Annotated in this window: 20 protein-coding genes and 2 pseudogenes; 6 read left to right on the top strand and 16 right to left on the bottom strand. The window is 65.3% G+C overall.

Annotated features, from left to right (window positions below; all coding sequences use genetic code 11):
• Window positions 1-198: 198 nt before the first annotated feature.
• Genes ACSQ8Y_RS21495 through ACSQ8Y_RS21510 form a run of 4 tightly spaced genes read right to left on the bottom strand, consistent with a single transcriptional unit; the run spans window position 199 to window position 4,036 of the window.
• Window positions 199-873 carry a methyl-accepting chemotaxis protein gene (locus tag ACSQ8Y_RS21495; RefSeq protein WP_436268457.1) on the bottom strand — a complete coding sequence of 225 codons (675 nt, stop codon included), beginning with the start codon at window positions 871-873 and terminating at the stop codon, window positions 199-201.
• 21 nt (window positions 874-894) lie between these two features.
• The gene (locus ACSQ8Y_RS21500; protein WP_436268458.1) at window positions 895-2,037 is read right to left on the bottom strand and encodes a CmpA/NrtA family ABC transporter substrate-binding protein; all 1,143 of its coding nucleotides are present in this window, start codon (window positions 2,035-2,037) and stop codon (window positions 895-897) included.
• 49 nt (window positions 2,038-2,086) lie between these two features.
• A complete protein-coding gene (locus ACSQ8Y_RS21505; protein ID WP_436268459.1) occupies window positions 2,087-2,734 on the bottom strand; it encodes an ANTAR domain-containing response regulator in 648 nt (215 codons plus the stop codon).
• Between the two features lie 60 nt (window positions 2,735-2,794).
• Complete coding sequence (locus ACSQ8Y_RS21510) at window positions 2,795-4,036, bottom strand: dipeptidase (RefSeq protein ID WP_436268460.1); 1,242 nt, start codon at window positions 4,034-4,036, stop codon at window positions 2,795-2,797.
• A gap of 126 nt (window positions 4,037-4,162) precedes the next feature.
• Here ACSQ8Y_RS21510 and ACSQ8Y_RS21515 point away from each other — a divergent pair, with 126 nt between their 5' ends.
• Together ACSQ8Y_RS21515 and ACSQ8Y_RS21520 are read left to right on the top strand one after the other, a co-directional pair.
• Window positions 4,163-4,423 (top strand): DUF4160 domain-containing protein, encoded by a 261-nt coding sequence (locus tag ACSQ8Y_RS21515; protein ID WP_436268461.1) that lies wholly within the window; start codon window positions 4,163-4,165, stop codon window positions 4,421-4,423.
• A gap of 2 nt (window positions 4,424-4,425) precedes the next feature.
• Entirely contained in the window at window positions 4,426-4,680 is a 255-nt protein-coding gene (locus ACSQ8Y_RS21520; protein WP_436268462.1) for a DUF2442 domain-containing protein, read from the top strand.
• 5 nt (window positions 4,681-4,685) lie between these two features.
• On the opposite strand, the gene ACSQ8Y_RS21525 is transcribed toward ACSQ8Y_RS21520, so the two are convergent.
• The 12 genes and pseudogenes from ACSQ8Y_RS21525 to ACSQ8Y_RS21580 form a co-directional block, all read right to left on the bottom strand.
• Entirely contained in the window at window positions 4,686-5,558 is an 873-nt protein-coding gene (locus ACSQ8Y_RS21525; RefSeq protein WP_436268463.1) for an ABC transporter permease, read from the bottom strand.
• A gap of 254 nt (window positions 5,559-5,812) precedes the next feature.
• Window positions 5,813-6,754 (bottom strand): annotated as a pseudogene (locus ACSQ8Y_RS21530) (ABC transporter ATP-binding protein); the annotation flags it as partial.
• Window positions 6,755-6,761: 7 nt separating this feature from the next.
• Entirely contained in the window at window positions 6,762-7,763 is a 1,002-nt protein-coding gene (locus ACSQ8Y_RS21535; protein WP_436269886.1) for an ABC transporter substrate-binding protein, read from the bottom strand.
• A 29-nt stretch (window positions 7,764-7,792) separates the two neighbouring features.
• Window positions 7,793-8,674: a TauD/TfdA dioxygenase family protein gene (locus ACSQ8Y_RS21540; RefSeq protein ID WP_436268464.1), complete on the bottom strand. Its 882-nt coding sequence runs from the start codon at window positions 8,672-8,674 to the stop codon at window positions 7,793-7,795.
• A 92-nt stretch (window positions 8,675-8,766) separates the two neighbouring features.
• A pseudogene (locus ACSQ8Y_RS21545) lies at window positions 8,767-9,374 on the bottom strand (UdgX family uracil-DNA binding protein).
• 295 nt (window positions 9,375-9,669) lie between these two features.
• Window positions 9,670-10,344 carry a carbonate dehydratase gene (can, locus tag ACSQ8Y_RS21550; RefSeq protein ID WP_436268465.1) on the bottom strand — a complete coding sequence of 225 codons (675 nt, stop codon included), beginning with the start codon at window positions 10,342-10,344 and terminating at the stop codon, window positions 9,670-9,672.
• Window positions 10,345-10,469: 125 nt separating this feature from the next.
• Entirely contained in the window at window positions 10,470-11,603 is a 1,134-nt protein-coding gene (dnaJ, locus tag ACSQ8Y_RS21555; protein WP_436268466.1) for a molecular chaperone DnaJ, read from the bottom strand.
• Window positions 11,604-11,742: 139 nt separating this feature from the next.
• A complete protein-coding gene (dnaK, locus tag ACSQ8Y_RS21560; RefSeq protein WP_436268467.1) occupies window positions 11,743-13,695 on the bottom strand; it encodes a molecular chaperone DnaK in 1,953 nt (650 codons plus the stop codon).
• 90 nt (window positions 13,696-13,785) lie between these two features.
• The gene (gene grpE, locus ACSQ8Y_RS21565) at window positions 13,786-14,331 is read right to left on the bottom strand and encodes a nucleotide exchange factor GrpE (protein WP_436268468.1); all 546 of its coding nucleotides are present in this window, start codon (window positions 14,329-14,331) and stop codon (window positions 13,786-13,788) included.
• 307 nt (window positions 14,332-14,638) lie between these two features.
• Window positions 14,639-15,748, bottom strand: coding sequence for a ferrochelatase (hemH, locus tag ACSQ8Y_RS21570; RefSeq protein ID WP_436268469.1), 1,110 nt, complete (start codon window positions 15,746-15,748; stop codon window positions 14,639-14,641).
• A 168-nt stretch (window positions 15,749-15,916) separates the two neighbouring features.
• Entirely contained in the window at window positions 15,917-17,584 is a 1,668-nt protein-coding gene (recN, locus tag ACSQ8Y_RS21575) for a DNA repair protein RecN (protein WP_436268470.1), read from the bottom strand.
• A 35-nt stretch (window positions 17,585-17,619) separates the two neighbouring features.
• Entirely contained in the window at window positions 17,620-18,522 is a 903-nt protein-coding gene (locus ACSQ8Y_RS21580) for an NAD kinase (RefSeq protein ID WP_436268471.1), read from the bottom strand.
• A 189-nt stretch (window positions 18,523-18,711) separates the two neighbouring features.
• Between ACSQ8Y_RS21580 and ACSQ8Y_RS21585 the strand changes: the two genes are divergently transcribed.
• From ACSQ8Y_RS21585 to ACSQ8Y_RS21600, 4 genes are all read left to right on the top strand, one after another.
• Window positions 18,712-19,092 (top strand): VOC family protein, encoded by a 381-nt coding sequence (locus ACSQ8Y_RS21585; protein ID WP_436268472.1) that lies wholly within the window; start codon window positions 18,712-18,714, stop codon window positions 19,090-19,092.
• A gap of 348 nt (window positions 19,093-19,440) precedes the next feature.
• A complete protein-coding gene (locus ACSQ8Y_RS21590) occupies window positions 19,441-19,698 on the top strand; it encodes a hypothetical protein (RefSeq protein ID WP_436268473.1) in 258 nt (85 codons plus the stop codon).
• Between the two features lie 104 nt (window positions 19,699-19,802).
• Window positions 19,803-21,104: a PQQ-dependent sugar dehydrogenase gene (locus tag ACSQ8Y_RS21595; protein ID WP_436269887.1), complete on the top strand. Its 1,302-nt coding sequence runs from the start codon at window positions 19,803-19,805 to the stop codon at window positions 21,102-21,104.
• Window positions 21,105-21,185: 81 nt separating this feature from the next.
• A complete protein-coding gene (locus ACSQ8Y_RS21600; protein ID WP_436268474.1) occupies window positions 21,186-21,692 on the top strand; it encodes a PRC-barrel domain-containing protein in 507 nt (168 codons plus the stop codon).
• Window positions 21,693-21,737 lie beyond the last annotated feature (45 nt).

Consider the following 21,737-nt stretch of genomic DNA (forward strand, 5'->3'; position numbering starts at 1 on the left):
CGCCATTGATCCGTACCTTAACCTATGCAAGCGCCGTGCCAGGTGGCGGCAAGAGGGAGAACAGCGGGGAGAACAGCGGAAAAGCGGGGAGGAAGAGGCCACGCCGGGTGCCGGCGTGGCATATTGCGGTGCAACAGCGCTACTCTTTGGTGCAAAAAGCTGCACGCTTTTGGTCGCGTGCGTGCACCAGGACAAATTTCAGGCGTTGGCGGCGGTCAGCGCCGTCTTCACCATGTCGTCGATCTCGCCGGTGATGTTGGATAGCACGCCCGCCACCACCGCGAACTCGCGCCCCGCGAAGCCGGCGCGCGCGGCCACGATGCGGGCGTTGAAGGACACCATCTTGGCCTGCTTGGCGATGGTTTCGATTTCCGTGATGACGCCGTGCAGTTGCTTTTTCATCAGCAGCGCGTGCTTCTTCGACTGGTCCTGGTAGATGGCGGTGATCTGGTTCAGCAGCGCCAGCACAGGGGTAGTCATTTCGACAAGCTGCGCCAGCAGCGGGCTGTCCACTCTTGCTTCCCGCTCGGACGCCGCCAGCGTGCGTTCGGCCAGGTCCATGAAGTCGCAGAACTGCCGCTCGGCGCCGACGCGGCCGAAATACACGTCCTCCAGCTCGCGGCAGAAGATGCCGGGCAGGGTATCGCTACCGTGCACCAGCGTCTGGTGCGCGCCGCGGAACAGCGCCAGCGCCTCGCGCGCGACAGCCGCCGCGCCCTCCTGGCCCTGGCCCGCCAGCACCGCGTACAGCACCAGCCGTTGCGAGGTGAACCGGCGGCCGCCGGACAGGTTGATCAAGGCGCCGAACACTTCGCCCGACAAGGCGGGCGCTTCCTTCTTTTGGGCCAAGGCGGCCCCTCCATAGTTTGCCATCTGCACCCTCTTGAGTATGTGCTATTGCCTGATGCTGAAGGACGCCGCATAGCGTTCCGGGTCGCTGCCATTCCATTCTTTGCCGTCCATCAGCGTTGAACTGCGCAGGACGCCTTGCGGCAAGGGGGTCTCCGTCATTTCCGCTGCTTCGCGGTATAGCTTTATCTGGTGGACCGCGCTGGCCACGGCCAGGTAGTCGGGATCGGACTTGATCAGGCCCCAGCGCCGTTGCTGGGTCATGAACCACATGCCATCCGACAGGTAGGGGAAGTTCACCGCCCCCTCGTGATGGAAGCGCAGCGGATGCGTGTCTTCCCAGCGCCGCCCCATGCCGTCCTCGTAGTGGCCGAGGATGCGCTGGCTGATCACGTCCTTGCTGGTGTTCACATAGGGCACGGCGGAGATGACCTCGGCCATGGCCATGCGGTTGGCCGGCGAGGCGTCGATCCAGCGGCTGGCGTCGAGCACGGCGGCGATCATGGCGCGGCAGGTGTTCGGGTGGCTGCGCGCGAAGTCGCCCGCCGTGGCCAGCACCTTTTCGGGGTGCTCGGGCCAGATCTGCTGGCTGGTGGCGGCGGTGACGCCGATGCCGTCCATCACCGCGCGGTGGCCCCAGGGCTCGCCCGCGCAGAAGCCGTCCATATGGCCGGCGCCCAGATTGGACACCATCTGCGCCGGCGGCACCGTGATCACGCGCGCGTCGCGCATCGGGTCGATGCCGTGCGCCGCCATCCAGTAGTACAGCCACATGGCGTGGGTGCCGGTCGGGAAGGTCTGGGCGAACGTGTAGGTGCGCGGCTCGCTCTTCATCAGCGCGGCCAGCGTGGCGCCGTCGACCGCGCCCTGCTCGGCCAGGCGGCGCGACAGCGTGATGGCCTGGCCGTTGCGGTTCAAATTCATCAGGATGGCCATGTCGCGCTTCTGCCAGCCTATGCCCAGCTGGGTGCCGTACACCATGCCGTACAGCGTGTGCGCGGCGTCCAGTTCACCGCTGAGCAGCTTGTCGCGCACCCCGGCCCATGATGATTCCTTGCTCGGCACGATCTTGATGCCGTATTTCTCGTCAAAGCCCAACACCGCGGCCATAACGATGGAGGCGCAGTCGGTCAGCGGGTTGAACCCGATCCTGACTATCTGCTTTTCCGGTGCGGCATGCTTCGTCATAGCCCTCTTCCTCTTTAAAAATGCACTACTTTGGTGCGTCGCACCAAGATCACCCTAACAAATCTTCCACGTCCAGGATGCGCTGGGCGATCTCGGCGATCTTCAGGTTCTTGTTCATGGCCATGGTGCGCAGCTTTTGATAGGCCGCGTCCTCGGACATGCCGTGGCGCGTCATCAGCAGGCCCTTGGCGCGGTCGACCACCTTGCGCTCGGCCAGCTTGTGGCGCGTGTCGTCCAGTTCGGCGAGCAGTTTCTGCTCCTGCTTGAAGCGCGCCAGCGCCACATTGAGCACCGGTTTGATGCGCTCGGCCTGCAGGCCGGCCACGATGTAGGCCGATACCCCGGCCGCCATCGCCGCCTCCATGCTCGATGGGGCGTCGTCCTCGGTAAACAGCACGATGGGGCGGCGCTCGTCGCGGGTGGCGACGACGATGTGCTCGAGCACATCGCGCGCGTCCGATTCGGCGTCGATGATGATCATGTCCGGCTGCAGCAATGCGATCTGCTCGGGCAGGTGCATGTCGGCCGGCAGCGAAGCGACGATCTCGTAGCCCGCTTCCAGCAGGCCGGCGTTCAGCGCGTGGGCGCGCAGGGCCGCCTCGTCGGCCTCCGAGGCGCGCAAAGGCTGCGGCTCGGTGTGGACGACGACGATACGTAGGTTGCGCGGTGCAGGCGCGTTGGGTCGCTTGGGTGCCATCTTGGGTGCTCTAAATCAATGCAGCTTTACTAGCAAGAATCAAACCACCCCGAACGATCACTATTTGTGCACGGCCGCGGCCAGGAGCGGTGGACGCTCCTTCTGCAGCCGCGCGGCGACCTGTTCGGCGCGGGCCAGGGTGCGGATCAGGTTGCCGCCGGCCAGCTTGGCCAGGTCGGCGTCCTTCCAGCCGCGTTTAATCAGTTCGGCGAACAGCGCCGGGTAGGTGGAGACGTCCTGCAAGCCCTCGGTGGTGGCGCCGCCGTCGAAATCGGCGGCGATGCCGACGTGGTCCACGCCTGCCGTTTTGGCAACATGGTCGATATGGTCAGCCACCTGCTGCAGCGTGGCTTTCGGCGCCGGGCCGGTCTCCTTGATGTAGGCCGCCTCCACCACCTTGTAGGCGGGGCTGCCGCGCTCCATGGATTTGGTGCGGGCGGTGAGGCCTTCGCGCCAGTGCATGTTCTCGGTCGAGACGAAGCTGGGCACGAAGGTCACCATCACCACGCCGCCGTTGGCCGCCATGCGGGCCAGCACGTCGTCCGGCACGTTGCGCGGATGGTCCACCAGTGCGCGGGCGCTGGAATGCGAAAAGATCACCGGCGCCTCGCTGGTGTCGAGCGCCTGGCGCATCGTGTCCGGGCTGGCATGGCTCAGGTCCACCAGCATGCCGAGGCGGTTCATCTCGCGCACCACGTTCTTGCCGAAGGCCGACAGGCCGCCGTTGCGCGGCTGGTCGAGGGCGGCGTCGGCCCAGTCCAGGGTCACGTTGTGGGTCAGCGCCATGTAGCGGGCGCCGAGGTCGTAATAGGCGCGCAGCGCGCCCAGGCTGTTCTCCAGTACATGGCCGCCCTCCATGCCGAGGAAGCTGGCGATCTTGCCGGCCTTGCGCGCCTTGGCGATGTCGGCGCTGCGGGTGGCCAGCACCAGGCGCTCGGGATAGCGCGCGATCATGCGCCTGGCCAGGTCGATCTGTTCAAGCTGCGTGCGTGCCCAGCCCTGCTTCAACTCGCCCGGCACGAATACGCTCCAGAACTGGACCGACACGCGGCCCTCCTTCAGGCGCGCCAGGTCGGTCTGCTGCTCGTTCGGCTTGCGCAGGTCGTAGGCGTCGACATCCATCGGATGCTCTTTCGACTCGCGTATGGTCCACGGCAAGTCGTTATGGCCATCGACCAGCGGCACTTTGTCCAGCAAGGCCTTCGCATGCCGCAGCGCCACGTCGGATGCCGACGCAGCATCGGCGGCGCAGGACGCGGTGGTGAATCCGAGGGCGAGCAGCAAAGCACAGGCATGACGCATGGGATGGCTTTCGTGAAATGGCGAGACACCCATCTTAACCATTTTTTGCGTCGAGCATGACACAGCGCAATTCATTGTACGAGCCCCGCTACTACCATCTCAGCACATGCTTGCCGAGGGGAATCTATGCCGACAATTAGCTGCTTTTATGGGATGCTTATCCAGATGTTTTTTCGTGATCATCTGCCACCCCATTTCCACGTCAAATATGGCGAATTCAAAGCAGTGATCGACATCCAGCAGTTGACCGTGCACGATGGCTACCTGCCACAGCGCGCCTTGAGGATCGTACTCGATTGGGCTAAGCTACATAAGACTGAATTGTTGGAAAACTGGCAGCTATGCCAAGCGCTGCAGAGCCCGAAACCCATACCGCCTTTGGAGTAAAAATGCACTGGGACGTAATCGAAGTCCAACAGCAGGATAACTATTCGCTTTGGGTACGCTTCAATGACGGCGTTGAGGGCGCGGTCCAGTTCATGCCTTCTGCTTTTCGCGGCGTATTCACGCACTTAAGCGACAAGGCCAAGTTCGGCCAAGTCACCATCGTTGATGGCGTCATTACTTGGCCAGGCGATCTGGATCTGGCGCCGGATGCCATGCACGCTGAGATCAAACGTAACGGCATCTGCGTGCTGACGTAATTCCTTCAGCGCTGCATGCCCCAGCGGCGGATGGTGAGACGTTCCAGGGTGCGGAACACGAGGCTGTCGACCAGCAGGCCAATCAGGATCACGGCGGCGAGGCCGGCGAAGACTTTGTCGGTGTAGAGCTCGTTGCGGTTCTGGAAGATATACCAGCCCAACCCACCTTTTCCCGACGAGACGCCGAACACCAGCTCCGCAGCAATCAGCGTGCGCCAGGCGAAAGCCCAGCCTATCTTCAGGCCGGAGACGATCGCGGGCAATGCAGCCGGGACGAGGATGTGCACCACTAGCGGCAAGCCGCGCAGGCCGTAGTTGCGGCCGGCCATGCGCAGCGTTTCGGGGACGCCCTGGAAACCTGCATAGGCGCCCAGCGCCAGCGGCCACAGCACCGCGTGCACGATAACAAACAGCAGGCTGCCACTTCCCAGCCCGAACCACAGCAACGCCAGCGGCAACAGCGCAATCGCGGGCAAGGGGTTGAACATGGCGACCAGCGTTTCCAGCAGGTCGCGCCCAAGACGGGTCGTGACGGCCAAGGCGGTCAGCACGAAGGCGGACAGCACGCCCAACACGTAGCCTTGCAGCAGGACGCCCAGCGATATCCGCACGCGCTCCAGCAGCTCGCCGCTGGCGATACCGGAGACGAAGGCATGCGCGGTCTGCAGGAAGGTGGGCAGCAGCAGGTCGTTGTTCTGCCAGCGCGCGACGGTTTCCCAAATGACGGCCAGCGCCAGCAGCATCACGCTCTTGCGCAGCCAGTCCTGCTGCCACGCGCGCTGCGCAAGCGGCAGCGGACGCGTGACGGTGGCCGGTGCCGCTGGCGCGGCAGCGTATTCGAATTCCTGGCGAATCGGCGGTTCGAGCAACACATTCATGACGCGAGCCTCCGGCCGATGGCATCCATCGTTTTGTAACCGTTAAGCCCCGTTTGTGGGGCAGCGCATGCGCTGCTCAATGCTGCGCCGGCTGCCCCATAAGGCTCTGCGGCGAAGCGCGCGTCGGCACGTGCATGGGGCTCAGCGGCGGCCGTTACGGCGATGGCAGGCGCGATGCGTGTATCGGCTGCGGCTGCGGCTGTGGGTACAGCGGCTGCGGCTGCGGCTGTAGGTACAGCGGTTGCGGCTGCGGGTGCCGCGGCTACTGCGGCATTGCTGTCCGGCGGCGGTGCGGTTGCGTCCTCGTCGAACAGCAAGCGGTGGATACGGTTGGCGGCGCCCTGGAACTCGGGGCTGCCGGTGCTGTGCAGCCCGAACTGGTGGCTGTTCAATTCCGCGCGCACGCGGCCGGGATGCGGCGACAGCAGCAGGATGCGGCTCCCTACCACCAGCGCCTCCTCGATCGAATGCGTGACGAACAGCAGCGTGAAGCGCGCCTCTTCCCACAGGCGCCCCAGCTCTTCCTGCATCTTGCGGCGCGTGAGAGCGTCGAGGGCGGCGAAGGGCTCGTCCATCAGCAGCACTTCGGGCTGCATGGCGAGGGCGCGCGCTATCGCCACGCGCTGCTTCATGCCGCCGGACAGCGTGTGCGGAAAGGCGTCAGCGAAACCCGCCAGGCCCACCTTGGCGATCCAGTGCAACGCGCGCTCCTCGGCCTCGCCGCGCTTCAACTTTTTGGAAGCGAGCAGCGGGAACATGACGTTCTGCTTCACAGTCTTCCACGGCGGCAGCTGGTCGAATTCCTGGAACACGGCGATGCGGTCCGGCCCCGGTCCCGTCACCGCCCGGCCGTTGACGCTGATGCGGCCCGCGCTGGGCGCGAGGAAACCGCCCGCCGCCTTGAGCAGGGACGACTTGCCGCAGCCAGACGGCCCCAGCAGCACGAAGCGGTCCCCGCGATAGACGTCGAAGCTGACATCGTGCGTGGCGCGCACGGACTGCGCGCGGCTGCGGTATTCGAGGCTGACGCCCTCCGCGCGCAGCAGCGGCTGCGCCGCCGTTTGCGGCGCGGCGCCTGGCTGCGTATGCCAATGCGCCGCCGGATCGGAGGCATCGGACAACTGCGGCGGCACGGCGTGCCATTGCGGCGCGGCCCGCGCGATCGCGGCGCGGCTGGGGATATCGATATGACTCATGATATTCCTACCCGCCCTGGCCGATGGCCGGGTCATCGAAGAAGTAGTCGCGCCAGCTTGCCGGCTGGTTCTTCAGCACGCCGACGCGGTGCAGGAACTGCGCCAGTCCGTAGGTGTTCTGCGGCGCCACCTTGAACTGCACCTGCGGGTTCCTGATGATCTTCAGCAGCAGCGCGCGATCGACCTTGCTCTTGCTCACGCGCAGATACGCGTCCGCCGCGCCTTCCGGATGGTCCGTGGCATACTGCGCCGCCTCCGCCAGCGCGGCGGTGAAGGCGCGGTAGGTCTTCGGATTCTCGTTGCGGTACTTCTCCGTGGCGTACAGCACGGTCGAGGAACTCGGCCCGCCCAGCACGTCGTAGGAATTGAGCACGATGCGCGCATTCGGGTTCTGCGCCAGTTCCTGCTCCTGGTAGGGCGAATTGCCGAAGTGCGCGTTGATCTCGGTGCCGCCGGCGATCACGGCGGCCGCCGCGTCGGGATGCGGCAGCGTCTGCGTGAGCTTGTCGAGCCGCGCGAATTCCTTGTCGCCGTACTGCTTGGCCACCGCCATTTGCAGGATGCGAGATTGCACGGAGACGCCGGCGGCCGGCAAGCCGATGCGGTCCTTGTCGGTGAAGTCGGCGATGCTCTTCACTTTGGGATTGTTGCTGACCAGGTAGTAGGGGAAGTTGCCCAGCGAGGCCACGCCCTTGACGTTCTGCTTGCCGCTGGTGCGGTCCCAGATCGTCAGCAACGGACCGACGCCCGCGCTGGCGATATCGATGCTGCCCGACAGAAGCGCGTCATTGATGGCGGGGCCGCCGGACAACTGGGTGCGCTCCACCGTGATGTCCAGGCCCTGTTTCTTGCCGTGCTTTTCGATCAGTTTCTGGTCCTGCGCGATGTTCAGCAGCAGGTAGGTGACGCCGTATTGCTCGGCGATGCGGATGCGGCCTTCGGCCTGCGCCTGCGTGGCCGCGCTCATGCCCAGCGTGATGGCGATGACGGCTGCGGCGGCGGACTTCATTTTGCTCATGCGTGCTCCAGATAAGGTATTCAGAACGGGACGTCGCCCTCGATGGTGGTGCGGTACAGCTTGCGGCGCATGTGCGCGGGACAGCCGGCCGCCAGGTGCATCAGCGAGCGGTTATCCCAGAACACCATGTCGTGCGGGCGCCACCGGTGGCGGTAGATGTGTTCCGGCTTCACGCTGTGCGCGAACAATTCGTCGAGCAGCGCGCGGCTCTCGTCTTCCGGCAAGCCGGCGATGCGGGTGGTGAAATGCTCGCTGACGAAGAGCGCGCGGCGGCCGGTCTCGGGATGCACGCGCACCACCGGCTGCAGCACCGGCCTGACCTCCTCGATCTGCGCCTGCGTCAGCGGCGGGCGGTAGGGGTTGCGGCGGCGCAGCGCCTCGTATTGCGCGAGGTAGCTGTGCTCCGCGCGCAGGCCCTGCACCGTGCGGCGCAAGGCCACCGGCAGCGTGTCGTAGGCCAGGTGCATATTGGCGAACAGCGTGTCGCCGCCCTCCTCCGGCAGCTCTTGCGCATGCAGCATGGAGCCCAGGCTGGGGATCTCCTTGTACGACAGGTCCGAGTGCCAGAAGTGGCCCGCGTCGCCGAGGCCGGTGGGCTGGCCGTTCTCGATGATGTTGGAGATGACCAGCACTTCCGGCTGTTCGGCGAGCTGGAAATTGCGCAGCACGTGGATCTGCAGCGAGCCGAAACGGCGGCTGAATTCCACTTGCTGGCGCGGCGTGATGCGCTGGTCGCGGAACACCAGCACGTGGTGGTCGAGATGCGCGCGATGCAGGCGCTGGAAGTCGCCGTTGCTGAGCGGCTGCGACAAATCGAGCGCCGTCACTTCCGCGCCCAGCGGGGCGTCGAAGACCTTGATGTCGAAAGCGGCGGCGGATGAGGGACTGAAAACGGCAGACATGGCACAGGTCCTTGCATTGAATATGCAAGCAGTCTATGCCTCCCGCCTCATGAAGAAAACGAAGCTTATCGGCTATTGATATACGGTTTCCGCTAAGCGCCCGCCAGCCTGTTTGCTGCGCGCAAAGCCGCCACCAGGGCGGCGAGGGCGCGGGCTTTTTCGTCGGAGCCAGGGACCCGCAGCACGAACGCAGGGTGGTAGGTGGCAAGCACCCAGCGGCCGGCGTGCTGCACCGGCTCGGCCATGAAGTCCTTCAGCGTGGCATGGCTGTCTTCGAGCACGGCCTTCAAGGCGGTGCCGCCGAGCGCCACGACAACTTGCGGCGCGACTGCCCCAACTCGGCTTCGAGCCAGTAGTGGCAAGCTAAAATTTCCTTTTGCGCGGGCGTCTTGTGCATGCGGCGTTTTCCGCGCGGCTCCCATTTGAAGTGCTTGACGGCATTGGTGACGTAGACCGTCTTGCGGTCGACGCCAGCCTGCGCCAGCGCGCGGTCGAGCAGTGCGCCGGCGGGACCGACGAAGGGGTGGCCGGCCAGATCTTCCTGGTCGCCCGGCTGCTCGCCAACCAGCATGATGCGCGCCTGCTTCGCGCCTTCGCCCGGCACCGCTTGCGTGGCGTGCTCCCACAGCGCGCAGCGGCGGCATTCGTCCAGCGTGCGCGGCTGCTGGCCCGGCAAGCGCCTCCCCTCTTCGTCAGCCATAGTCGTCACCTCCTGTTACCGGGGCGGCGGCAGCGCCGGCAGCGGCACGGGATGATGATGGTGATACGGCCGCTGCCGGCTGTCCGGCAGTACCGGGAACGGGAGCCGGGCCGGGCACGGCGCCGAACAAGCCGCTGCCGCCCCTGGTGAGATCCATTGTACGGATTCGGGCGGCGCGCGGCGCACGATCAGTTGGAAAAAGGGCCAGGCTCGAGTCCCGCGCCGCCCCGGATCGAACCGGACCGCGAGGGGAATCGAAGCTGGCCCCCGAGGGAGCGCGGGACGCCTGCCTTTGCTACGCCAGTTCTTTGTAATGCGCCAGGCGTTTCTCGAGGCGGCTGGCCAGTTCGTGGCCGGCGCCTACCGTCATTTCCAGGTCGTTCAGCTTGCCGTCCTTCAGGCCGTAGACCCAGCCGTGCACCGTCAATTGCTGGCCCCGGTCCCATGCGTCCTGCACGATGGTGGTCTGGCAGACGTTGACCACCTGCTCGACCACGTTCAGCTCGCACAGGCGTTCGGCGCGTTCACGCGAAGGCAGCACGTCGCCCAGGTAGCGTTCGTGCTTCTGGGCCACGTCCGAGACGTGGCGCAGCCAGTTGTCGGCCAGGCCGACGCGGGTGCCGGTCATCGCGGCGTGCACGCCCTTGCAGCCGTAGTGGCCGACGATGATCACGTGCTTCACCTTCAGCACCTCGATGGCGAACTGCATCACCGACAGGCAGTTCAGGTCCGAGTGCACCACCACGTTGGCGATGTTGCGGTGGACGAAGACGTCGCCCGGAGCCAGGCCCAGCAGTTCGTTTGCCGGGACGCGGCTGTCGGAGCAGCCTATCCACAAGTATTCCGGCGACGCTTGCTGCGCCAGGCGGTTGAAGAATTCGGGATCGCGCGCGACCATGTTGTCGGCCCAGGCGCGGTTGTTGACCAGCAGGTCCGCCAGCGGCGACGTGCTTACGTTGTTCTCACTCATATGTCCTCTCATACGTGCGAAGACCGCCTCCTGCCGGGGTGGCAAGGGGCGGTCCGGGATACTGCCATGTTACCTGATTTGATGCGGCGCATCATCAGCCGAAGCAGATGTCGCCTATTTCACTGTCACTCGAAGAAATCCTTGACCTTGTCGCGCCAGGTTTTGCTTTGCGGGCTGTGCTTGGAACCGCCTTCGTTGGTGGCGCGGTCGAACTCGCGCAGCAGTTCCTTCTGCTTGTCGGTCAGCTTGACCGGCGTTTCCACGGCCACGTGGCAGAACAGGTCGCCCGGATAGCCGGAGCGCACGCCCTTGATGCCCTTGCCCTTCAAACGGAAGGTCTTGCCGGACTGCGTGCCCTCGGGAATGGTGAACGACACCTTGCCCGACAGCGTGGGCACTTCGATTTCGCCGCCCAGCGCCGCGCGCGCGAACGAGATCGGCATTTCGCAATGCAGGTCGTCGCCCTCGCGCTGGAACACCGCGTGCTGCTTGATGTGGATTTCCACATACAAGTCGCCCGGCGGACCGCCGTTGGTGCCCGGTTCGCCGTTGCCGGACGAGCGGATGCGCATGCCGTTGTCGATGCCGACCGGGATCTTCACTTCCAGCGTCTTGTTGCGCTTGATGCGGCCCGCGCCGCCGCAAGGCGAGCACGGATCGGTGATGATCTTGCCGGTGCCATGGCATTTCGGGCAGGTCTGCTGGATGCTGAAGAAGCCCTGCTGCATGCGCACCTGGCCGTGGCCGCCGCAAGTCGAGCAGGTCACCGGCGCCGTGCCGGGCTTGGCGCCGGAACCGTGGCAGGTGTCGCACTTGTCCCAGGACGGTACGCGGATGGTGGTGTCGAATCCGTGCGCCGCCTGTTCCAGCGTGATTTCCAGGTTGTAGCGCAAGTCCGCGCCGCGATAGACCTGCGGGCCGGCGCTGCGGCCGCGGCCGCCGCCGCCGAAGATGTCGCCGAAGATGTCGCCGAAGGCATCGCCGAAGCCGCCCGCGCCGAAACCGCCGCCGCCGCCCCCGCCGCCCATGTTCGGGTCCACGCCCGCATGGCCGTAACGGTCATACGCTTCGCGTTTCTCCGGATTCGTCAGCATCTCGTAGGCCTCCTTGGCCTCCTTGAACTTATCTTCCGATTCCTTGCTGTCCGGATTGCGGTCCGGATGGTATTTCATCGCCAGTTTGCGATAGGACTTCTTGATCTCGTCTTCGGACGCATTCTTTGCGACCCCGAGTATCTCGTAAAAATCACGCTTTGCCATGTCGTAGGCACCTTGCTGTATTTACTGTAGGGAATGACACCACTTATCCCTGTGCTGATTATGCGAAAAAGCCGAGCCGGCCCCTTTTCAGGGATGCACGGCTCGGCGTCAGTCTTGCGGCCGCAGCCGGGGGACCAGATTACTTGCTGTCTTTGACTTCCTTGAAGTCGGCATCCACCACGTCGTCCTGCTGGGCCTTGGTCTCTTGCTGGCCGCCGGCCTGCTGCGCGCCGCCTTCGGCGCCGCCGCCGGCCGCAGCCTGCTGTGCCTGCATGTCAGCATACATCTTTTCGCCCAGCTTCTGCGAGGCGGTCGACAGCGCAGCCACTTTGGCGTCGATGTCGGCCTTGTCGCCGGCCTTGATCGAGCCTTCCAGCTCGTTGATGGCCGCTTCGATCTTCTCTTTCTCGCCCGCTTCCAGCTTGTCGCCGTATTCGGTCAGGGACTTCTTGGTCGAGTGCACCAGCGCGTCGGCCTGGTTGCGCGACTCGGCCAGTTCCTTGACCTTCTTGTCCTCTTCCGCGTTCAGCTCGGCGTCCTTGACCATCTTCTGGATCTCGTCCTCGGTCAGGCCCGAGTTCGCCTTGATGGTGATCTTGTTTTCCTTGCCGGTGGCCTTGTCCTTGGCGCCCACGTGCAGAATGCCGTTGGCGTCGATGTCGAAGGTCACTTCGATCTGCGGCGTGCCGCGCGATGCCGGCGGGATGCCTTCCAGGTTGAATTCGCCCAGGCCCTTGTTGCCCACGGCGATTTCACGCTCGCCCTGGTAGACCTTGATGGTCACGGCGGGCTGGTTGTCGTCGGCGGTCGAGAACACCTGCGAGAACTTGGTCGGGATCGTGGTGTTCTTGTGGATCATCTTGGTCATCACGCCGCCCAGGGTTTCGATACCCAGCGACAATGGCGTCACGTCCAGCAGCAGCAAGTCCTTGCGCTCGCCCGACAGGACCGAGCCCTGGATGGCGGCGCCGACAGCGACCGCTTCGTCCGGGTTCACGTCCTTGCGCGGATCCTTGCCGAAGAACTCCTTGACCTTTTCCTGCACCTTGGGCATGCGGGTCATGCCGCCGACCAGGATGATGTCGTCGATGTCGGAGACCTTGACGCCGGCGTCCTTGATCGCGGTGCGGCATGGCTCCATGGTCGCGTTGATCAGTTCCTCGACCAGCGATTCCAGCTTGGCGCGGGTCATCTTCAGGTTCAGGTGGACCGGGGCGCCGTTCGCCATGGCGATGTAGGGCTCGTTGATTTCAGTCTGCTGCGAGGACGACAGTTCGATCTTCGCGCGCTCGGCCGAAGCCTTGATGCGCTGCAGGGCGATCGGATCTTTTTTCAGGTCCAGGCCGTTGATCTTCTTGAACTCGTCGATGATGTAGTCGATCACGCGCTGGTCGAAGTCTTCGCCGCCCAGGAAGGTGTCGCCGTTGGTCGACAGCACTTCGAACTGCTTCTCGCCGTCCACGTCCGCGATTTCGATGATGGACACGTCGAAGGTGCCGCCGCCCAAGTCGTACACGGCGATCTTGCGGTCGCCCTTGTCGGTCTTGTCCAGGCCGAACGCCAGCGCGGCGGCGGTCGGTTCGTTGATGATGCGCTTGACGTCCAGGCCGGCGATGCGGCCGGCGTCCTTGGTGGCCTGGCGCTGCGAGTCGTTGAAGTAGGCAGGCACGGTGATCACGGCTTCGGTGACTTCTTCACCGAGGTAGTCTTCCGCCGTCTTCTTCATCTTGCGCAGCACTTCAGCCGAGATCTGCGGCGGAGCCAGTTTCTTGTCGCGCACACCGATCCACGCATCGCCGTTGTCGGCTTTGGTGATCTGGTAAGGCATCAGGGCGATGTCCTTCTGCACTTCTTTTTCGTCGAACTTGCGGCCGATCAGGCGCTTCACCGCGTACAGGGTGTTCTTCGGGTTGGTGACCGCCTGGCGTTTCGCGGTCGCGCCAACCAGGATCTCGCCGTCTTCTTGGTAAGCAATGATCGAAGGGGTGGTACGCGCGCCTTCCGCGTTCTCGATTACCTTAGGTTGACCGTTTTCCATGACGGAAACGCAGGAGTTGGTGGTTCCCAGGTCAATACCGATAATTTTGCCCATGATTTATTTTCCTTGTGTTCTAAGTTTCAGATGCTGCTTATATGTGGGAAATGCTGAGTATTTTCAAGTGCCTGGCTGCGCCGGCGAAGCTCACTTCGCCTGCGCCGCGGTCACGATGGCCGGACGCAGCAGGCGGTCGGCGATCATATAACCTTTTTGCAACACGGAAACGACGGTGTTGGCTTCCTGCTCGGCAGGCACCACGGCCACGGCCTGGTGCTTGTTCGGGTCCAGCTTCTCGCCCTGCACCGGCATGATTTCCAGCAGACGGTTCTTCTCGAACGCCGAATTGAGCTGCTTGAGCGTCATTTCAACGCCCTCCTTCAGCGAGTCCAGCGTCGGGGCTTCCACTTTCAGCGCCATTTCCAGGCTGTCCTTCACCGGCACCATGGCTTCGGCGAAGCTTTCAACCGCGAATTTGTGCGCTTTTGCAACGTCTTCCTGGGCGCGGCGGCGGATGTTCTCGCCGTCCGCCTTGGCGCGCATGAAGGCGTCGTGCATCTCAGCCAGGCGCGCTTCGGTGCTGGCCAGCTGCTCTTCCAGGGAAGGCGTCGCGCCCTCGGCGGCTGCCGCCGGCTGCGCTGGCGCTTGTTCCGCCTCTGGGTTCGGCACTGCTTGGTTTTCCTGATCTTGCATCTGAAAGACTCCTACAAATCGTATTTGTTTGACATTTCTTGGTACGGCACGGGCAGCAAGTGGGGCTATAACCTATGTTTTCAAGGGGTATTCGTGCGGCGTTGCGCCGGGGAAGCACCCTCGACAGCGCACGATACACTGCCCGAAGACCGGGTATTGTAACAGGCTGGCACTCACCGACGCCAAGTGCTGATTGTGGCGTGGGGCGGCTTGGCGGGGGACGCCGAGTCCATGGCGCGTAAGCCGCCGGAGCCGTCGAATGCTTGGCGGCTTACGCCTACCGGCTGACCCGTCCCACGCAGCAGCGTCAGTTTTGCGCGCCGAGCTTGAGGGCGGCCGCGCGCGCGGTTTCGCCCGCTTTCTTCAGCGCGTCGCGCTGTGGCTGGGCCATCATGGTCGGCCAGCCTATCATGTGCTGTTCGGCGATTTCGGCCAGCGCGGCGATCCAGGCCGGGGTTTCGTTCAGGCAGGGGATGTAGTGGAACTCCTTGCCGCCGGCGCCGAGGAAGTCGTGCCGCACCTCCATCGCGATTTCCTCCAGCGTTTCCAGGCAGTCGCTGGTGAAGCCGGGGCACAGCACGTCGACCCGGCCCACGCCGTCGCGCGCCAGCTGCTGCACCGTGGGCGCGGTGTAGGGCTGCAGCCACTCGGCCTTGCCGAAGCGCGACTGGAAGGTCACCAGGTACTGCTCCGGCGCCAGCTTCAGCTTGGCGGCCAGCAGGCGGGCCGTTTTCAGGCACTCGCAGTGGTAGGGGTCGCCCAGCAGCAGGGTGCGCTTGGGCACGCCGTGGAAGCTCAGCACCAGTTTGTCGGGACGGCCGTGCGCGTCCCAGTGGGCCAGCACGGCGTCGCGCAGCGCCTCCACATAGCCTTCATGGTCGTGGTAATTGCGCACGAAGCGCAGTTCCGGCACGTTGCGGATTTTCTTGTAGTGGTCGAACACGGCGTCGTAGATGGAGCCGGTGGTGGTGCCCGAGTATTGCGGATAGGCCGGCAGCAGCAGCACGCGCTCGCAGCCGTCGGCCTTCAGGCGGGCCAGCACGTCCGGCACCGCGGGCGAGCCGTAGCGCATCGCCATGGCGACCGTGACGTTGCCGTGGCCGCGTTCGCCCAGCGCGGTGTGCAGCAGCATGGCCTGCTGCTGGGTGTGCACCTTCAGCGGCGAGCCTTCGCGGGTCCAGATCGACGCATATTTCCTGGCCGACTGGCCCGAGCGGAACGGCAGGATGAGCAGGTTGAGGATGAACCACCAGAGCGCACGCGGGATTTCCACCACGCGCCGGTCGGACAGGAACTGCTTCAGGTAGCGCCGCACGGCCGGGCGCGTGGGCGCATCCGGCGTGCCGAGGTTGACCAGCACCACGGCGCTGCCGCCCGTGCTGCCGTGGGTATGAGGGGGTTCTTTGAGGAAGGCCATGGATCGCAATGACGGGAGAGGGACCCGCCATTATACGGGGCTGCGGCTTACGCGGCTGCGCCCGCCAAGCGTGCCCCGGGTAAGGCGGCTTAGGCGTGCAACGCCGCAACCCGCCACTACGGGGCAGCCTCGAATAAGCGCCAATTTGTCAGGTATTTCGAGCGTGCCCTACGAAGCCAGCAGTTCGCGGGCGTGCTTGCGGGTGGTGGCGGTGATCTCGAGCCCGCCCAGCATGCGGGCCACTTCCTCGACCCGGGCTTTGCTGTCGAGCACGTCGATGCGGGAGGCGGTCTTGCCGTTCTCCAGCGTGCCCTTGGCGACCTGGAAATGCTGGCTGGCCTGGCTGGCCACCTGCGGCAAGTGCGTCACGCACAGCACTTGCCGGGCCTGGCCCAGCCGTTTCAGCAAGCGCCCCACCACCTCGGCCACGCCACCGCCGATGCCGCTGTCGACCTCGTCGAAGATCAGGGTCGGCGTGGTGGTGGCGTTGGAGGTGATCACCGAGATCGCCAGCGCGATGCGCGCCAGTTCGCCGCCCGAGGCCACCTTGGCCAGCGGCCGCGGCGCCACGCCGGCGTGGCCGGCCACCAGGAATTCGACCTGCTCCAGGCCGCGCGCGCCCGGCTCGCAGGGGTGGAGCGCGATGTCGAAGGCGCCGCCCGTCATGTTCAGTTCCTGCATCGCCTGCGTGACGGCCGTGGCCAGCGCCCTGGCGGCGGCGGCGCGCGTGGCGGACAGCTTGCGCGCCACCTCCATATAGGCGGCCTTGAGCTTGTCCTCCTGCTTGCGCAAGCCGTCGAGGTCGCTGGCGTCGGCCAGCTGGCGCAGCTTGGCCGACAGCTGCGCGTGCTCCTCCGGCAGGTCGTCCGGCGCGACGCGGAATTTGCGCGAGGCCGAGTGCAACGCCTCCATGCGGGCGTCGACCTGGCGCAACCGGTCGGGATCGAGTTCCACCCGGTCCAGATAGGTGTTCAGCGCGTACACCGATTCCTGCAGCTGGATGCGGGCCGATTCGATCAGTTCCACGGTCGGCTGCAGCTCGCTGTCGATGGCGGCCAGCTTGCCCAGCTTCTGGCTCAGCGAGGACAGCTGCGACACGATGGGATGGTCTTCCGACTCGGACAGCGCGGACAGCGTCTCCTGCGCGCCTTCGAGCAGGCTGGCGGCGTGCGACAGGCGGCTGTGCTCGTTCGAGATGTCCTGCCATTCGCCGGGCTTGGCGGCCAGCTTGTCGAGCTCGTTCACCTGCCACTCCAGGCGCTCGCGCTCGAAAGCCAGGTTGGCCGCGTTGGCCTCGTATTCCTCGAGCTGGCGGGCCAGCGCGCGCCAGGCCTTGTGCGCGGCCGCGACTTGCTTCAGGTCTGCCGCGGCCCCGGCGGCCTTGCTGGCGGCCTGGTTGTCGAGCAGCTCGCGCTGCGCGTCCGCCTTCAGCAGCGACTGGTGCGCGTGCTGGCCGTGGATGTCGACCAGCATGTCGCCCAGCTCGCGCAGCTGGGCGGCGGTGGCGGCCACGCCGTTGATGTAGGCCTTGGAGCGGCCCGCGTTGTCGATCACGCGGCGCAGCAGCGCACCGCCCTCCTCGAGCGCGAACTCGTTGGCGGCCAGCCACGCGGCGGCCTGTTCCGTCACCGCGAAGTCGGCCGTGATGTCGGCCTTGGCCGCGCCCTCGCGCACCACGCTGGCGTCGCCGCGCCCGCCCAGCGCCAGGGTCAGCGCGTCGATCAGGATGGACTTGCCGGCCCCTGTTTCGCCGGTGAAGACGGTGAAGCCGGCGGAAAATTCCAGTTCTATCGTGTCGACTATGACGAAGTCGCGGATGGACAGTGTACGAAGCATAGGCAAGGGTGTGCGGGTTGGGGTTGGACCAGTTGTCAGACCAGTTTGCCGTCGGTGGACGGGTACTCGTTCCAGTGCAGCTTTTCGCGCAGCGTGTTGTAGTAGCTCCAGCCTTCCGGATGCAGGAAGGTGATGGCGTGCGGCGAGCGCTTGATGATGATGCGGTCCTGCGCCTGCAGGCTGGCGAAGGTCTGCATGTCGAAATTGACGGTGATGTCGCGTCCGCGCACGATCTCGATCTGGATCTCGCTCGAGTCCGGCAGCACGATGGGCCGGTTCGACAGCGCGTGCGGCGCGATCGGCACCAGCACGATGCCGCCCAGGGTGGGATGCAGCAGCGGGCCGCCGGCCGACAGCGCGTAGGCGGTGGAGCCGGTCGGCGTGGAGATGATGAGGCCGTCCGAACGCTGGTTGTACATGAAGTGGTTGTCCACGTCGACCCGCAGCTCGGCCATGCCGGCGCCGGCGCCGCGCGAGACCACCACGTCGTTGACCGCCATGCCGACGTGGATCTCCTTGCCCTCGCGCAGCACGCTGCCCTCCAGCAGGGTGCGCCGCTCGGCCTGGTGGCTGCCGGCGAAGATCTGCGCCAGCACCGGCAGCATGCTTTCGAGCGGGATGTCGGTCATGAAGCCCAGCCGGCCCTGGTTGATGCCGATCAGCGGCACATCGTAGGGCGCCAGCTGGCGCGCCAGGCCCAGCATGGTGCCGTCGCCGCCCATGACGATGGCCGCGTCCGCGTGTTCGCCTATGCCGGCCGCCGACATGGCGGGCAGGCCAGCCATGCCCAGGTGGGCGGCGGTTTCCTCCTCCAGCACGACGCTGCGGCCGGACTCGCGCAGAAAGTCCAGCAGCTTGGCGACCGGCACTTCGATGCCGGCCGTGTTCTGTCGAACAACCAGGGCGATGGTTTTGTAAGTGGCATGCGTGGCGGGCATAGATCTCTCGGTCTTGATTTCGGGGGTAGCAACACTAGGCAGAGTAACCGATAATGCTTGCTTCTGCCATGCGGTGCTACGCGCTCACCGGTTGCCGGGACGCATAAAAATACTGTACATGCAAACAGTATAAAACGCGCGGCGCCAGACTGCAAGCAACATTAAAGCAACAACAACAGGGAGAATGGTATGGCCAAAGTACTGGGCGTCGGCGGCGTCTTTTTCAAATCGCGCAATCCACAGGCGCTGATGGCGTGGTACCAGGCCCACCTCGGCTTCCCCGGCGAATCGACCGACTACGCATCCTTTTCCCCGGCCGCCATGCCGGCCGGCGGCAGCACGGTATTCAGTGCGTTCAAAGACACCACCGGCTACTTCGCCCCGTCCAAGCGCGACTTCATGTTCAACCTGGTGGTCGACAACCTGGACGAGGCACTGGCCCAGGTGGTGGCCGGCGGCGCCGAGCTGGTCGGCGACCCGCAGACCTTCGACTACGGCCGCTTCGGCTGGTTCATGGACCCGGACGGCAACAAGATCGAACTGTGGCAGCCGGCCGTGGCGCCGGCCTGACGTCGTCCTCGCGCAAGGCCTGGCAGGGAATTCGTGGGGCATTGCCCCGCGCCTGCGGAGCGACGTGCGCTTGCAAGCGCACATGCGCCTGCAAGGGGGGGCCCATACGACGCCTCAATCGGCGGCGCAGCATGGATACCCGCCTGCGCGGCGGTCCGCCGATGCGGCATGACACGCCGCCTCAGCGCGCGGTGGCGGCGCCCGCCCCCATCGCCCAGGGACGTTTGCGCAGCCCTTCATGCCGCCCGTTTCATGCCAAAGATGCATTATTTCAACAATGTTCAATTGCGCGACCGGCATCGCATCACGGCGCTAAGATGACCCTGAACGCAGACAGGAGAACGTGCCATGGTTAAGGAAGGGACGGACCGCCAGGTCAACACCGCTGTACCAGCCGGCAACGATGCCGGCAAGCGTTTGCCGCACGAGCGCGACGAGTCGCCCGAAGGCCACCCGCCGCAGGCGCGCAGCGTGATCAAGCAAGCCGCCAGCGATATCGAGCAGGGCCTGGTCGATACCGACCTGCACGGGACGCGCGGCGTGGAAAAAGTGCAGCCCAAGCCGCCAGGCAAGGCGCAGCCGCAACCCGGTACAAAACGGGATTGACCGGGGATTGAAAACCGGGGATTGAATACCGCCGCGAAAGGTTCGCCCATGAGTTTGCCCGTGAGTTTGCCGTGAGAGTCAGCACCGTCACCGCTACCGTTGCCATGTTCGCCTTGAGCCTCCTCGCCGCTCCCGGCCAGGCCCGCGCACAGGACGCGACCACGCAATACCCGGCGGGCTACGGCCCCAAACCGGTGCTGCCCGCGCCGGAGCGCTCGCTGCTGCCGACGGTGAAAGTGGCCCCGGTCGAGCGCTGGCAAGGCAACGCCGCGCCCACACCGGCGGCCGGCTTCGCGGTGCACGCCTATGCCCGCGACCTGGACCATCCGCGCTGGGTTTACGTACTGCCCAATGGCGACGTGCTGGCGGTAGAAACCAACGCCCCGCCCAAGCCCGAGGACGGCAAGGGCATCAAGGGCGCCATCATGAAGTCGCAGATGAAGAAGGCGGGCGCGGCGACGCAGTCGGCCAACCGCATCACGCTGCTGCGCGGCATCGACGCCGGCGGCGCGGCGAAAACGCGCACCGTCTTCCTGAAGAATCTGCATTCGCCGTTCGGCGTTGCGCTGGTGGGCAAGGACCTGTACGTGGCCAACACGGACGCGGTGGTGAAATTCCCCTACCAGGAGGGGCAGACCGAAATCACGGCCGCGCCGGTCAAGGTGATGGACCTGCCGGGCGGCCCGCTGAACCACCACTGGACCAAGAACATCATCGCCAGCCCGGACGGCAAATACCTGTACGCCACCGTGGGATCGAACAGCAACGTGGCCGAGAACGGCATGGACAAGGAGGAAGGGCGCGCCGCCATCTGGCAGCTGGAGCTGGCCACCAGCAAGGCCAGGCTGTTCGCCACCGGCCTGCGCAACGCGAACGGCATGGCCTGGCAGCCGCAGTCGCAGGCGCTGTGGACCGTCGTCAACGAACGCGACGAGCTGGGCAACGACCTGGTGCCGGACTACCTGACCTCGGTCAAGGAAGGCGCTTTCTATGGCTGGCCCTACAGCTACTTCGGCCAGAACGTCGACACGCGCGTGAAGCCGCAGCAGCCCGAGCTGGTGGCCAAAGCCATCCCGCCCGACTACGCGCTGGGCGGCCACACGGCCTCGCTGGGACTGGCCTTCTACGAGGGCAAGCTGTTCCCGGCCGCGTACCAGAACGGCGCCTTCATCGGCCAGCACGGTTCGTGGAACCGCAAGCCGCCCAGCGGCTACAAGGTGGTGTACGTACCGTTCACCAACGGCCAGCCATCCGGTCCGCCGCAGGATTTCCTGAGCGGCTTTTTGAACGCGGACGGCAAAGCGCATGGCCGTCCGGTGGGAGTGGCAGTGGACAAGAGCGGCGCGCTGCTGGTGGCCGACGACGTCGGCAACATCATCTGGCGCGTAACGCCGAAGGGTAACTAGCGGAAACTGAAGGAGCGACGCACTACGGGCAACCTTACGCCGGTTCCGCCCGGCCGGCATCAATCGCAACTGGAGACGACAATGAGCTATCTGGACCGTGACACTTTTGGCATTTACCGCGACCGCGACGACGACAGCGGCCCCGGCCCACGTCTGATGGGCGCCGACACCCTGATGGGTGAGGACGTCTACAACCGCCAGGACGAAGACCTGGGCGACATCAAGGAATTCATGCTGGACATGCAGACCGGCCAGGTGGCCTACGCCGTGCTGTCGTTCGGCGGCATCCTCGGCATGGGCGACAAGCTGTTCGCCGTGCCGTTCGAAGCGCTGCAGCTGGACACCGTCAACAAGCGCTTCATCCTCGACGTGAGCAAGGAGCGCCTGGAAAACGCCCCCGGCTTCGACAAGGACAACTGGCCCGACATGGCCAGCGCCGAGTTCAGCAACCAGATCCACAGCTACTACGGCACCCAGCCCTCGGCCGGCTACCGTACCTCGACCGGCAGCGTGATGGGCTCCGGCACCAGCACCATGCAGAGCGGCACCACCGGCAGCACCGGCTACAACCCCGGCAACAAGTCCTGAGCCGGCGTGCACCGGCACAGCAAAGCGCATAGAATCCTGCTTTAA

It is taken from the genome of Pseudoduganella sp. LjRoot289, assembly GCF_964252925.1.
Taxonomy (GTDB): Bacteria; Pseudomonadota; Gammaproteobacteria; order Burkholderiales; family Burkholderiaceae_D; genus Rugamonas.

Coding starts and splice junctions, on each gene's coding strand:
- ACSQ8Y_RS21495 (WP_436268457.1), bottom strand. CDS start 873: ATGGCAAACTATGGAGGGGCCGCCTTGGCCCAAAAGAAGGAAGCGCCC.
- ACSQ8Y_RS21500 (WP_436268458.1), bottom strand. CDS start 2,037: ATGACGAAGCATGCCGCACCGGAAAAGCAGATAGTCAGGATCGGGTTC.
- ACSQ8Y_RS21505 (WP_436268459.1), bottom strand. CDS start 2,734: ATGGCACCCAAGCGACCCAACGCGCCTGCACCGCGCAACCTACGTATC.
- ACSQ8Y_RS21510 (WP_436268460.1), bottom strand. CDS start 4,036: ATGCGTCATGCCTGTGCTTTGCTGCTCGCCCTCGGATTCACCACCGCG.
- ACSQ8Y_RS21515 (WP_436268461.1), top strand. CDS start 4,163: ATGCCGACAATTAGCTGCTTTTATGGGATGCTTATCCAGATGTTTTTT.
- ACSQ8Y_RS21520 (WP_436268462.1), top strand. CDS start 4,426: ATGCACTGGGACGTAATCGAAGTCCAACAGCAGGATAACTATTCGCTT.
- ACSQ8Y_RS21525 (WP_436268463.1), bottom strand. CDS start 5,558: ATGAATGTGTTGCTCGAACCGCCGATTCGCCAGGAATTCGAATACGCT.
- ACSQ8Y_RS21535 (WP_436269886.1), bottom strand. CDS start 7,763: ATGAAGTCCGCCGCCGCAGCCGTCATCGCCATCACGCTGGGCATGAGC.
- ACSQ8Y_RS21540 (WP_436268464.1), bottom strand. CDS start 8,674: ATGTCTGCCGTTTTCAGTCCCTCATCCGCCGCCGCTTTCGACATCAAG.
- can (WP_436268465.1), bottom strand. CDS start 10,344: ATGAGTGAGAACAACGTAAGCACGTCGCCGCTGGCGGACCTGCTGGTC.
- dnaJ (WP_436268466.1), bottom strand. CDS start 11,603: ATGGCAAAGCGTGATTTTTACGAGATACTCGGGGTCGCAAAGAATGCG.
- dnaK (WP_436268467.1), bottom strand. CDS start 13,695: ATGGGCAAAATTATCGGTATTGACCTGGGAACCACCAACTCCTGCGTT.
- grpE (WP_436268468.1), bottom strand. CDS start 14,331: ATGCAAGATCAGGAAAACCAAGCAGTGCCGAACCCAGAGGCGGAACAA.
- hemH (WP_436268469.1), bottom strand. CDS start 15,748: ATGGCCTTCCTCAAAGAACCCCCTCATACCCACGGCAGCACGGGCGGC.
- recN (WP_436268470.1), bottom strand. CDS start 17,584: ATGCTTCGTACACTGTCCATCCGCGACTTCGTCATAGTCGACACGATA.
- ACSQ8Y_RS21580 (WP_436268471.1), bottom strand. CDS start 18,522: ATGCCCGCCACGCATGCCACTTACAAAACCATCGCCCTGGTTGTTCGA.
- ACSQ8Y_RS21585 (WP_436268472.1), top strand. CDS start 18,712: ATGGCCAAAGTACTGGGCGTCGGCGGCGTCTTTTTCAAATCGCGCAAT.
- ACSQ8Y_RS21590 (WP_436268473.1), top strand. CDS start 19,441: ATGGTTAAGGAAGGGACGGACCGCCAGGTCAACACCGCTGTACCAGCC.
- ACSQ8Y_RS21595 (WP_436269887.1), top strand. CDS start 19,803: ATGTTCGCCTTGAGCCTCCTCGCCGCTCCCGGCCAGGCCCGCGCACAG.
- ACSQ8Y_RS21600 (WP_436268474.1), top strand. CDS start 21,186: ATGAGCTATCTGGACCGTGACACTTTTGGCATTTACCGCGACCGCGAC.